The 11,266-nt window shown below is 45.0% G+C and carries 12 protein-coding genes and 1 other annotated feature (1 of these 13 running past the window's edge); of the genes, 6 read left to right on the top strand and 6 right to left on the bottom strand.

Translation table 11 applies throughout. From position 1 onward, the window contains the following. Positions 1-151: 151 nt before the first annotated feature. Positions 152-334, top strand: coding sequence for a YjfB family protein (locus tag MHI38_RS04390; RefSeq protein WP_154890503.1), 183 nt, complete (start codon positions 152-154; stop codon positions 332-334). Positions 335-500: 166 nt separating this feature from the next. Here the strand turns inward: MHI38_RS04390 and MHI38_RS04385 are convergent, their stop codons facing one another. The 4 genes from MHI38_RS04385 to MHI38_RS04370 form a co-directional block, all read right to left on the bottom strand. Beyond that, positions 501-1,214, bottom strand: a complete 714-nt coding sequence (locus MHI38_RS04385) for a beta-phosphoglucomutase family hydrolase (RefSeq protein ID WP_154890652.1) — start codon at positions 1,212-1,214, stop codon at positions 501-503. Positions 1,215-1,341: 127 nt separating this feature from the next. Continuing rightward, the gene (locus MHI38_RS04380; RefSeq protein WP_154890502.1) at positions 1,342-2,379 is read right to left on the bottom strand and encodes a zinc-dependent alcohol dehydrogenase; all 1,038 of its coding nucleotides are present in this window, start codon (positions 2,377-2,379) and stop codon (positions 1,342-1,344) included. A 72-nt stretch (positions 2,380-2,451) separates the two neighbouring features. After that, positions 2,452-3,690: an aspartate aminotransferase family protein gene (locus MHI38_RS04375; protein WP_154890501.1), complete on the bottom strand. Its 1,239-nt coding sequence runs from the start codon at positions 3,688-3,690 to the stop codon at positions 2,452-2,454. A 107-nt stretch (positions 3,691-3,797) separates the two neighbouring features. Continuing rightward, positions 3,798-5,006, bottom strand: a complete 1,209-nt coding sequence (locus MHI38_RS04370) for an MFS transporter (RefSeq protein WP_154890500.1) — start codon at positions 5,004-5,006, stop codon at positions 3,798-3,800. Positions 5,007-5,316: 310 nt separating this feature from the next. Between MHI38_RS04370 and MHI38_RS04365 the strand changes: the two genes are divergently transcribed. Next, positions 5,317-6,033 (top strand): pseudouridine synthase, encoded by a 717-nt coding sequence (locus MHI38_RS04365; RefSeq protein ID WP_154890499.1) that lies wholly within the window; start codon positions 5,317-5,319, stop codon positions 6,031-6,033. A gap of 133 nt (positions 6,034-6,166) precedes the next feature. Here MHI38_RS04365 and MHI38_RS04360 read toward each other — a convergent pair whose 3' ends face one another. Continuing rightward, positions 6,167-7,096: a DMT family transporter gene (locus MHI38_RS04360; protein ID WP_154890651.1), complete on the bottom strand. Its 930-nt coding sequence runs from the start codon at positions 7,094-7,096 to the stop codon at positions 6,167-6,169. Positions 7,097-7,101: 5 nt separating this feature from the next. Then, positions 7,102-7,953 carry an AraC family ligand binding domain-containing protein gene (locus MHI38_RS04355; protein ID WP_154890498.1) on the bottom strand — a complete coding sequence of 284 codons (852 nt, stop codon included), beginning with the start codon at positions 7,951-7,953 and terminating at the stop codon, positions 7,102-7,104. Between the two features lie 190 nt (positions 7,954-8,143). Between MHI38_RS04355 and MHI38_RS04350 the strand changes: the two genes are divergently transcribed. The 4 genes from MHI38_RS04350 to MHI38_RS04335 all read left to right on the top strand — a co-directional run bounded on the left by MHI38_RS04350 (position 8,144) and on the right by MHI38_RS04335 (position 11,120). Further along, entirely contained in the window at positions 8,144-8,452 is a 309-nt protein-coding gene (locus MHI38_RS04350; protein ID WP_154890497.1) for a Dabb family protein, read from the top strand. A gap of 158 nt (positions 8,453-8,610) precedes the next feature. Then, positions 8,611-10,080: a protein adenylyltransferase SelO gene (locus MHI38_RS04345; protein WP_154890496.1), complete on the top strand. Its 1,470-nt coding sequence runs from the start codon at positions 8,611-8,613 to the stop codon at positions 10,078-10,080. Positions 10,081-10,227: 147 nt separating this feature from the next. Then, positions 10,228-10,677: an Imm63 family immunity protein gene (locus MHI38_RS04340; protein ID WP_186809720.1), complete on the top strand. Its 450-nt coding sequence runs from the start codon at positions 10,228-10,230 to the stop codon at positions 10,675-10,677. Then, on the top strand, positions 10,674-11,120 hold the full coding sequence (locus MHI38_RS04335) for a DMP19 family protein (RefSeq protein ID WP_154890494.1): 447 nt from the start codon (positions 10,674-10,676) through the stop codon (positions 11,118-11,120). The genes MHI38_RS04340 and MHI38_RS04335 overlap by 4 nt, the downstream gene beginning before the upstream one ends. 73 nt (positions 11,121-11,193) lie before the next feature. Next, positions 11,194-11,266 (top strand) — a binding site (T-box leader); it runs 170 nt beyond the window's last position.

The following is an 11,266-nucleotide window of genomic DNA, read 5'->3' as shown; positions in this document are numbered from 1 at the left end:
TGTAACAACCCAAACAACTGTTTTCAGTGATTAACAGCGGTTTGGGTTGTTCTTTTTGCTGATATGTTGACCGGGTTTTTAACAATAGCTTCCCTTCTGGCCGATATATAATGAGTACAATTACATGCGAAGATAAGGAAGGAGAGATCACATGGATATCGCAGCACTATCTATGGCCAAGAGTCAGGCTTCGCTAGCTCAGGCGGCAAGTCTGCAAGTGATGTCAATGACCAAAGATATGGCACAGCAGCAAGGTCAGCAGATGGCCGAGATGTTGAAGTCGGCGCAGGCTCCTCACCCCAATCTAGGCAGAAGTCTGGACATTTCGGGTTAAGCTAGTTCCGACGGCATTTTAAGTTTATTATCTTTACAAAACATGCAGCAAGCAAAACACGAAGCAGCTTCAATTCATTGGAATTGAGCTGCTTCGTGTTTGTTTTGCGTTATTAAATTATTTCGTGTTTGTTAATATGCAGGTTTTCAGTATAGATATTATGATATTAAACTGATCTTGGTAAGTCCGGTGCTACGTTCTCAAAAGGCAGCTTATCTTTCAATGTCCATAGCTCATCATAGCTGGAAATTTGCACATCTGCTTTGGACAGATTCTGATTGCCCGACCCCGGATTATGATAGCCGATGCAGCGCATGCCTGCACTTATGGCTGCTTGAACCCCGTTGCATGAATCCTCTATAACCAGACAATTCGCCGGAGATACACCGATTCGCTCGGCTGCGGCCAGGAAAATATCCGGAGCCGGTTTGCCGTGTTCAACCTCTTCACCAGTCAGGCGAACATCAAAGAACGCACCCAATCCCGTTTTCTCCATGATTAGATTAATGAGTGCCCGAGGGGATGAGGAAGCAACGGCAATCGGGATGTGTTGCTCATGTAGCCAGCGTATCCACCGTTCTACCCCAGGCATAGCCACAAGCTTGGCATGAGCTAACATCTTTTCCATGACATGCTGCTGATGATACGCAAGAATCTCTTCCAGCGGCACCTTGACCTGATACTTGTCGATAACATGTTGCCACATGGATTCTAACGTGACACCAACAAAAGAATGATGTTCTTCCAACGTCACGGCTGCCCCAAAATGATCAAATGAACTTCGCTCTATCTCGAAATAAATCGGTTCACTGTCGATCAGAACGCCATCCATATCAAAAATGACCCCTTGAATAGAAAGATGACGATGTTCATCTTGCATCTGATTCCTGTCCAGACGTCCAGCCACTTGATCTGCTGTCATGCTGCATTCCTCCTCTGAATGATGTCTCATATGTTTTAGTGTAACTGCTTTTTATTCAGCATTCCAGCAAGCTACGAAAAACGAATTAATTGGATTGCAGTACAACCTTGATGGCATGAGAGGAGGCTTGTAAGGTGCGTCCCTGTATATCGCATCCAAGTGTGCGGAATGCTTCTTCGTAATCTTCCAGCGGAAAAGAATGGGTTATAATTTTTTTGGCAGGAATAATCTGTTGTTCAATCATATAATGTGCGGTGGCAAACGTTCCAAGCGAATCAATAGAGCCGATAATTTTCAGGCTGCGATCCACTACTTCCTTCGGGTTAAATGACGTATTTCCATCCCGTAAACCAACCAGCATCAAATAGCCGCCACTGGCAAGCTGTGACAATACTTGAGTGCCTACAACTCCAGTAGTATCTACAATCATATCCACTTGTCCGGTTGCAGGAGCGATGTCTGCAATCGCCTGTTCAAAGGAAGAATGAACTTGCCAGCGATCGGGTGCGATGGAACCTGCAATGGCTAAGCGTTCCTCGGAGATGTCGACCAGACTTCCGGTGACACCTTTGGAAGCAAGTGCATAGCTGTACAGGATGCCAATGGGTCCAGCCCCAAGAATAATCGTTCTGAAATTCGGCAACAAATGAATCTGATTAATGCCTGTCAACATACAGCTTAGCGGCTCGGTTAGAGTAGCTTCTTCATAGCTAACATGATCTTTTAATTGATATAAAAAGCGATCTTCTGTCACGTAATAATCCGTGAACGTGCCATCTGCACTTACTCCCGTTTCCGTAACGGACTTGTGAGTACAGTGGTTCTGCCTTCCTGTCCTGCACATCTCGCATTGACCACAATAATACGTAGGGTCGATGACGACACGATCTCCTGGTTGCAGAGTGGTGACGGCGGAGCCGACAGCAATTACTTCACCTGCGGATTCATGTCCAAGAATGACGGAAGGAATCGCATGATATTTTCCGCTAACAATACCTAAATCTGTTCCACAGACCCCGGTTGCCCGTATACGCACAAGCACCTGATTATCTCTGGTAATTTCGGGAACGGGTCGTTCCTCGAGTGCGACATCCCATGCAGATTTATATACTAATGCAAGCATGATGGAACCTCCTTTTTTTGTAGGAACTACATTTTTTCAAACTACTTTCGACGCTAAAATAACTTCCGATCATTAATGAACGCTGGCGAGGACAGAATCCAATCGATCGACAATCTCCACCAGTTCGTCTTCGGTCGTTGTCAGAGAAGGGCGTACTTTAACGACGTTGCCAAAGCCGTACCGTGAACTGCGTAGAATCAAATGTTGATCTTCAAAGGCACGGTCGATGATCGCATTGGTTTTTGGAGTATCTGGCTCATTTTGATCACCCACGATTTCAAGTCCCCACATGAGTCCCACTCCGCGGGCTTCTCCGATGCTAGGATATTTCAGAGCGAGCTCGTGTAGCAGTCCGCCAAGCAAAAATCCTTTTCGTTTGACCGCATCCAGAAATCCCGGTTCTGAGACCACTTCCAGTGTGGATTTGGCAGCGGTGACCGAGATGAGATTACTGCCTGAGGTAAAAGAATGCTCATGTTTTTCCAGTACATTTAATCGAGATTGCATCAGAACTGCAGCTACAGGTACACCGATACCGCCAAGGCCTTTGGCAAGTGTAATCATGTCGGGCTGGATATCAAATAATTCGCTAGCAAACATCGTACCCGTACGTCCGACACCCGTTTGGACTTCATCAGCAATGAGAAGCATGTTGTTCTCATCACATAATTGGCGAAGGCGCTTGAAATATCCTAACGGTGGAACGATGTTGCCGCCATTTCCGAGAATGGGCTCAATAATCATACAAGCAACCGAGCCTGAGCTGGCATACTCTATAGCATCAGATATCGCTTCAACACATTGATATCCGCACTCGCTACTTTCACTTTTGAACGGGCAACGATAACAATATGGTGCGGGTACATGAACCGCATTAGGGGCTGACGAATTAGGAAAACGCTTGCGTCTAAAGGCATTACCTGAGATGCCCGTTGCGAATTGGGTCTGTCCATGATGAGAAAGGTACAAGCTGATGATGTCCGTTGATCCTGTATACTTCTGGGCAATTTTAGTTGCGCACTCATTGGCCGTAGACCCGGTAATATCCCGCATCCATCCGGCATCGATATTGTTCGGAGCGTACTCAATCAAGTGTTCCAATACTTCATTGACGTAAGGTTCCGTGAAGGAGGAAGACATATGCGTAAGATTGCCGACTTGTTCCTGAATTTTATTGACTACATGTGGATGATTATATCCCAAGGACAGATTAAACGTACCCGAGACGCCATCTAGATATTCCACACCTGCATCGTCAATCAACTTAATCCCTTTTCCGACTGTAAAGCGGTTATTGGTTAAAGTTTGCATTCGGATTCCTCCAATAGTTTAGTGTACTAGCTAGGTGAACAATATGATTCATTCCGGATGGTTTGGGCATCCCCCCTTTCAGGTGTTGAAGTCAGTAGCCTTGCAAATTATATTTCTTTGGTTTGTTGCGGGAATGCAGAGCTCAACGATTCATCTCGAGTGTTCCACAGGTGGGAGAGGATCAATGTCAGCAATAAAAGCAAACAAAATCCCGCTAAAATCATGATGGTGCCGACGATCGGCCATGCGCTCATACTCCATCCCGTGAGGTACTGTAACGTTGCACCGCCTATACCGCCGGAGGCAATCAATATACTCGTTGTCCTTTCCGTCATGCCAGGAATCAGTACATTCGCATAGACGAGTGCGATGCAGAATAAACCCGACATAAATAATCCTGTTCCAAAGATTAGCCCATATGTTACCCATTGACCGGACACGAATATCATAGATACCGTAAACAGCAATGTACCTATCGTGCTCCAGATCAGGAAGGGCATATAATTGACGGCTTCAGCGATTTTGCCAGAGAAAAGGCGTCCTACAATCATGGCAATCCACAGAATGGATACACTTAGGGAGGCGATAGATTCTTTCAGTTCCAAACGTTCTACCAGAATGGAGGGCAGGAAATTCATCAATCCAAGCTCCAGTCCCATGTAAACAAAGAAAAAGACAACGAAGAGGGAGAGCAGCCCCAGATGTTTTTTGGAATAACGGACTTTGTTTGCCCCCTGTTGTGCCGTGTTTTCTCCAGCCTGTTCGAGGTATTGTGCAGCAGGCCGAGGCATGGTGACCCATGAAACCATGAGGATAAGTGCGCAGGCAGCAACCGTGAAGAACGTCAAGTGCCACTGACCCAACCAGATGAACAGAGCTGCCGCCGCGGGGATGAGAAGTGCGCCAAGGGCGAAATAAACATCCAGTTTGGACATGGCGACCGCTTTCTGATTTTCCGTAAATTCAATAGTGAAGGCTCCAACAGAAGGTTCGATGATGCCTGAGCCAAACCCGACAAGAATGGTTAACAAAAGCAGGACGTTCCACGAAGGCAACCATCCGAGCACCAAATAAGCTGCAATAATGAAGATCAACGCAAGGGTGAGCATCCATTTTCGACCAATTTTAGCCGTCATGGACGGTGACACAAGTACACCGACAAGAAACCCGAGAAACTGCAAAAATAGTAGAAATCCCCCGTCACTGTAACCGCGTTCATAGTGAGGTAATAAAACGGGTAGAAGCGCACCAAGTACTACGCTGGTTATGCCAATCAGCAGATAGAAGCCGCAACTTAAAACGAATATTCTTTTCAAATGTCTACCTCCTTGAAGTGGATAACATTTTTATAAATTGAAATAAATGTTTATTTTATATTTAACTTATACCATAATTTTGAAAATGTACAAGCTTTTTATTGTAAAATTATGTTAAAGTTTGGCGAGGTCATTCTTTTTTTAGTTCATCCTGTCCGATTACAAGATTTATGTCGAAGGTGACTCAGTTGCGTCGCTTTTCATTTCATGAGAAGATGAGGTTCAACGCTTTTAAGGTAAACGGAATAATTGTTCAAATGAATGAAAGAACAGTTGTATATACAGATCAAATAATGAGAAGCGGTGAAATATGTTAATCAACAAATACATAAGTGAGACGGGGCATTTTTCCCGCAGGGAAACGACTCGGCGCATTGCAGCCGGAAGAATTACAATCAACGGCAGGGTATGTGTAAAAGGAGATACGGTTGCACCAGGAGACATCGTGCTGATGGATGGGGAGCGCATTCCAGAGCGGAATCATGAGGCCGTGTATATCGTTCTGAACAAACCCGTTGGCATTACATGCACGGCAGCTGAACATATTGAGGGCAATATCATTCAGTTTGTGAATTATCCTTCACGCATTTTTGCAGTCGGCCGGTTGGATAAAGGGTCAGAAGGGTTGATTTTACTCACCAATAATGGAGATATCGTGAACAAAATGATGCGTTCGGAGCATCATCATGAGAAAGAATATGTCGTTACCGTGGACAAGCCAGTCACTGATGCATTTCTTCAATCCATGTCAAAAGGTGTGGAGATTCTGAATGTGGTTACCAAACCATGTGAGGTGTATAGACAAGACGAGAACGTCTTTCGAATTATTTTGACACAAGGGCTTAATTTACAAATCCGCCGAATGTGCAAAGCGCTGGGGTACAGGGTTTTAAAGCTGGAGAGAATTCGGATTATGAACATTACACTGGATGAACGGTTGAAAAGGGGAGAGTGGAGACATCTGGAGAAACAGGAGTTGGAGTTACTTATGTCTCAGTTAGATCAAGACAAAGCAGGGGATGAGTAGTGATGGACTTGCCCAATCTCTGTGATATAAGCTAATTTTTTTCGAAAAAGACGCAGAAGACACGACCCCGTTTGCTAGGGATCGTGTTTTTTACATTGTGAACGTGATTACGTAACTTCTAACGAGAAGTGAGTTAAGTGTTGCGACGTAATTTTGCCGAAAATACGTTGCGCTTTTTGCCTCTCGCCGTGCTCTCCGAAATGTAAGAGCCATACAACGTAAGGGATGCACCTAGTATGCTAACCCATGTCAGTTGCTCATGAAGAATAAGTGCAGATGAACCAACTGTAATCAGAGGTACGAGATAGATGTATACACTTGTTGGAATCGCTCCTAGTAGCTTAACGGCTTGATTCCATGTCACAAAACAAAGGGCTGAAGCGCCCACACCGAGAAAGAGAAGGTTCGATAAATTGGTGAGGTGTGTGAATCTAGCGACATTCAGATCAGATTCTACTAAACCCAACGCTGGTAGCATGAATAGCAGGCCATAGAAAAACACTTTACGTGTTGCGCCTATAACGTTGTAGTTTCGTAATCCGATTTTACGCATCATAACCGAGTACACTGCCCACACCACAGGAGCGATAAATGCGAGTAGATCACCCAAGGGATTAAGTTGCAACATATAGCTTCCGTTCAGGGTAATCAGGATAATGCCACAGATCGCAATGCCAAATCCGCTTACAAAGCGGGTCGTTAACCGTTCCCCATCCAGAAAAAAGTGGGCAAGTACAGCGGTGAAGAAAGGAGCAACGGATACAATGATGCCTGCATTGGAAGCTGTCGTATATACCAAGGCCATATTTTCAATGAGAAAATATAAGGTCACTCCGCATAAACCTGCACCGATAAATAATGCTTCTTCCCGCAAAGAAACAATTTTCTGAGTACGTGGATAGATCATCCACAGGACGAGATAACCAATCAGAAAACGGAACAATAAGATTTCAACAGGTGTAAAGTCCTTCAGTAACACTTTTGTTGAAACAAAGGTGGTTCCCCAGATGAGAATGGTAAATAAGGCAAGCAGGTGTCCGGCAACATGGTTGTGATTACGCATTAAAGTCATCGCTTGTTTTCCTGCAATCGTTTAGTCTCGGCTCCGTGATTAAAAATACGACGATATTGTTTGGGCGTTAGACCAATCAGTTTTTTGAAAAAGTTGGTGAAATGGCTTTGATCGCTAAAGCCTGTCTGAGCAGCAACATCTATAGGCAATAGTCCCTGTTCCAAATGGCGTTTGGCATGATTGATCCGTATCGTTTCAAGATAGCGGTAGGGAGATATGCCTTTTTGACGAGTAAACTGTCGCAGTAAATGGTATTTGCTAATCCCCGAAATCTCGGATAATTCATTCAAGCTGATGTTTTCCGAGTAATGGACTTCCATATAATCACACAGTTGCCGAATCTCTAACGTTATCTTCTGTTCGGTTTCAGCCATCTCTGCATCAGCGTAGTCCTTCAGCAGTTGATCTAGTAGCAAGAGAAGCATCTCTTCTTTGCAGAAGTCGGGTTGTTCCTCAAGTATGAACTGATGTAGCTCATGGAGCGAGGAGACCAGCTCACTCTGATATAGAACATGGGTGGAGAACCTTGGCAAATAGGCTTGTCCAGTAATTTCACGCACGTACTCCAGCATAACTTCTGGCTGAATATTGATGCAACGGTAATCCAATTTTCTTCCATCTACCTGCTCACAGGCATGAGGATCTTGGGGGTTGAAAACAATGATGTCACCGCTATTTAATAGGTATTCCTCGTTGTTACAGACGAGATGCCGTTTCCCTTCTTCAATAAAACCAATCACATAATAGTCATGAAAATGATTGGGAAATTTCTGCATGATGCCTTCAAATTGATAAGCTTCCAGTTGCAAATCTGGATCATACACGACGGTTCGCACTTCGCGGCTCATGATGCACCTTCTTTCTGGTATGTTTAGGTGATTATAACGTGCATCTGAGGCTGAATTCTTGAACAATATTGCTTATTATACCGAAGCGGTGAATCGAGAACATCTATTTGAGTTCAGTTTAGGTTTAATTTAAAATAAGAATGAGGCTGAATGTAAGATTATCCTCCAATGGATAAGGAGATGGGATAATATGTTTGAACACTTGGTTATTTTTAAATTTAACGATAAAATCACACCTGCGAAGCAACAGGAGTTTGTAGCTCAGTTGCTTGCGTTACAGGATCAAATTCCTGGGATTGTTGATCTGACGGCTGGCATGAATGTAACGGAGGAAACCGATCGCATTCAAGGATTCACCCTGGGATTAAGAGTGACATTTGAAGATCAGGAAGCCTTGCGAGCATACGGTCCGCACCCTGCACATCAGGCATTCGTAGCCTCTCTGGATGGCTGGATTGAGAACGTGATTGTAACAGATTATCCGATCCCTGCGAAGTAAAATACCAATAAACACTTGGTTTTATGCCGGATGATCACGTCAGATAAGAACTGTTTTACTTTGGAATTTCCATGCGACGACATAAATGAGTATGGGTTCACAAATGCTACATGAAGATAAACAAAGGAATTTCTTTGTTAGGAGAAGGAGTGTGACCCATGGAAAAAAACGATTTAAACGCAGGCTGGAATCTGGAAAACAGTTATGCAGAACTGCCTGAAACGTTTTATACAAGACAACAAGCTGTGGCTGTCCAGTCTCCAGACTGGATCATTTTTAATCAAACACTGGCGGTCAGCCTGGGGTTGAATGCAGATGTACTGCAAAGCCCCGAAGGCACAGCTATTTTCGCGGGTAATAACATACCAGACGGAGCCGAGCCCCTTGCACAAGCGTATGCAGGTCATCAATTTGGTAACTTTAATATGCTTGGGGATGGACGTGCTTTGCTCCTGGGTGAACAGATTACTCCGCAAGGGGACCGAGTGGATATTCAGTTAAAAGGTTCAGGACGGACGCCGTATTCCCGCGGAGGGGATGGACGTGCTGCCGTTGGCCCGATGCTTCGGGAGTACATTATCAGTGAAGCAATGGCTGGCCTGGGAATTCCTACGACACGAAGCTTGGCTGTTGTCTCCACAGGAGAGAACATTTATCGTGAAACAGAGCGCCCAGGGGCTATTCTCACTCGAGTCGCGGCCAGTCACATTCGAGTCGCAACTTTTCAGTATGCAGCCCAATTTGGTTCGGTAGAGGATTTACGTGCGCTCGCAGACTACACGGTACGTCGTCATTTCCCGCAAGTAGAAGGTAACGAACAGCGTTATCTAAGCTTCCTACAGGAAGTGATCAAACTTCAGGCGCACCTTGTTGCAAAGTGGCAAAACGTAGGCTTTATTCACGGGGTCATGAATACGGACAATATGGCAATTAGCGGGGAAACGATTGATTATGGTCCCTGTGCCTTTATGGATACGTATAACCCAGCGACGGTGTTCAGCTCAATTGACAGACAAGGCCGATATGCTTATGGCAATCAACCATACATTGCGGGCTGGAATTTGGCTCGTTTTGCTGAGACATTACTGCCGTTACTACATGAAGATGAAGAGCAGGCTGTTCAAATCGCTCAGGATGCCATTGCACAATTTTCGGAGCACTATCATCATCACTGGTTAACGGGTATGCGAGCCAAACTCGGTTTGTTTACGGAAGAAGCGGAAGATGAGACCTTGATTAAGGACCTGCTCGATCTGATGGAAAAGCATGCTGCAGACTTCACGAATACGTTTGTGACATTGACTCTGAATAAACTGGAAACCTCCACACTTAGTGACAAGTCCGACTTCAAGGAGTGGCATACACGCTGGCAAGACAGATTAGTTAGACAGCCGGAATCCAGCGATGAAGTGATGGAACAGATGAAACGAAACAATCCCGTAGTGATTCCGCGGAACGAGAAGGTAGAAGAAGTACTGGAGCGAGCAGAGCAGGACGGAGACTACAGTTTGATCCAGCCTTTGCTGGATATTCTCCAGCGTCCTTATGCGTATACTCCTGAACAGGAAGTATTTGGTGCGATGCCAGTGTCCTGTGACCCTTCGTATAAGACATTTTGCGGGACTTAACCTCTCTGTGAACCTGAGAGGAAAAGGTGTGGGCTGCCGAGAGGCAGCTTTTTCATTGTTAGCCGTTATAATCGATTATATGAGGTTGATCTCACACCCTAGATGTTAGAGAGAAGGAAGGTGAATCTTGTGTCAAATGTGTTAAGCATGGAGGAGCTAGCCCAGCAACTCCTTGAATTGTTATCACGTACTTCTTACCCGATGGAACAGATGGAAAGTTATGTGAACCGATTGGGCGAGTCGTTCAAATGGGAAGGTGCACCCTATGTCGAAATAGGCGATGGACATTATATTGTTACAATCTATGAACGCGGTGTACCGTCCCTGATTAAAAAGCTGAAGCACGTGGAGGAGGTCCTCTACTGGTTGTTGGAAGATATGATTTTTACAGCCGCCCATGTAAGCCTGCTTAAGAAGTATGGTGTCGATAACGTTAACACCCATCTCGATTATACAAGTGAAGTGTGGCAAGAGATCGAAGACAACGTACGGGCAGCTTTTCGAAGGATCGGTGAACCATATTTAACTTGGCATCAAGAGGGTAAACGCCGGGAACTGGAAACGGTTCAACCCAGGAAGGGGAAATCTTCGATATGAGCGAACGGGACATTCAGGATGTGTGGTATGATTACGCACTGACTTTTGTGGAGAAAAAGAACCAGTCTGCGCAAGGATGGACTGCGCTTTCCCAGACGGAACAAGAGATTGCAGCGTTGTGGCTGTTTGAGGCAGATGTCTATAATGGTGGTTTTATACAATTCTTCTGCAACTGGGGAGAAGAGGCTTATAAGTTCGCATGCAAGGCACTTGAAACGATCGGGGCAAACCAGGTTCTGAGTAATGTGAAGCAGCAGTATGCTTGTTTTGAGCATTTGGAAAACGATTCTAGACTAACGGGGTTGTGGGACATCCCAAAATATCTGGAGACGGAGCAAGAAGAACGTTTGGATGAGCTGGACCAGCAACTCTGGAATAACGAAGATCAGGTTGCGGAGAAGGCTTACGCTCATTACCATGACGAGCTACGGATCAGGTTATAGTTTTGTTGATGATTTGAATACTTGCGCTTGCAATGTGCAGAACGTTTCGCTATACTGGCTATAATTAAATATATGAATTACGTTGATAGAGCGCAGTAGCGGCTTTGTCCCTGTTACAGAAAGTCAGGGGTTGATGGAACCTGATA

Source organism: Paenibacillus sp. FSL K6-1558 (genome assembly GCF_038002565.1).
GTDB lineage: Bacteria > Bacillota > Bacilli > Paenibacillales > Paenibacillaceae > Paenibacillus > Paenibacillus polysaccharolyticus.
Note: the sequence above shows the minus strand (reverse complement) of the source record. Positions and strands in the feature narration are given on the sequence as shown.

Bases quoted from the DNA above. Each gene is read 5' to 3' on its own strand.
- MHI38_RS04345 (WP_154890496.1), top strand. From the start codon at position 8,611: ATGGAAAAAAACGATTTAAACGCAGGCTGGAATCTGGAAAACAGTTAT.
- MHI38_RS04390 (WP_154890503.1), top strand. From the start codon at position 152: ATGGATATCGCAGCACTATCTATGGCCAAGAGTCAGGCTTCGCTAGCT.
- MHI38_RS04385 (WP_154890652.1), bottom strand. From the start codon at position 1,214: ATGCAAGATGAACATCGTCATCTTTCTATTCAAGGGGTCATTTTTGAT.
- MHI38_RS04340 (WP_186809720.1), top strand. From the start codon at position 10,228: ATGGAGGAGCTAGCCCAGCAACTCCTTGAATTGTTATCACGTACTTCT.
- MHI38_RS04360 (WP_154890651.1), bottom strand. From the start codon at position 7,096: ATGCGTAATCACAACCATGTTGCCGGACACCTGCTTGCCTTATTTACC.
- MHI38_RS04355 (WP_154890498.1), bottom strand. From the start codon at position 7,953: ATGAGCCGCGAAGTGCGAACCGTCGTGTATGATCCAGATTTGCAACTG.
- MHI38_RS04365 (WP_154890499.1), top strand. From the start codon at position 5,317: ATGTTAATCAACAAATACATAAGTGAGACGGGGCATTTTTCCCGCAGG.
- MHI38_RS04350 (WP_154890497.1), top strand. From the start codon at position 8,144: ATGTTTGAACACTTGGTTATTTTTAAATTTAACGATAAAATCACACCT.
- MHI38_RS04380 (WP_154890502.1), bottom strand. From the start codon at position 2,379: ATGCTTGCATTAGTATATAAATCTGCATGGGATGTCGCACTCGAGGAA.
- MHI38_RS04375 (WP_154890501.1), bottom strand. From the start codon at position 3,690: ATGCAAACTTTAACCAATAACCGCTTTACAGTCGGAAAAGGGATTAAG.
- MHI38_RS04335 (WP_154890494.1), top strand. From the start codon at position 10,674: ATGAGCGAACGGGACATTCAGGATGTGTGGTATGATTACGCACTGACT.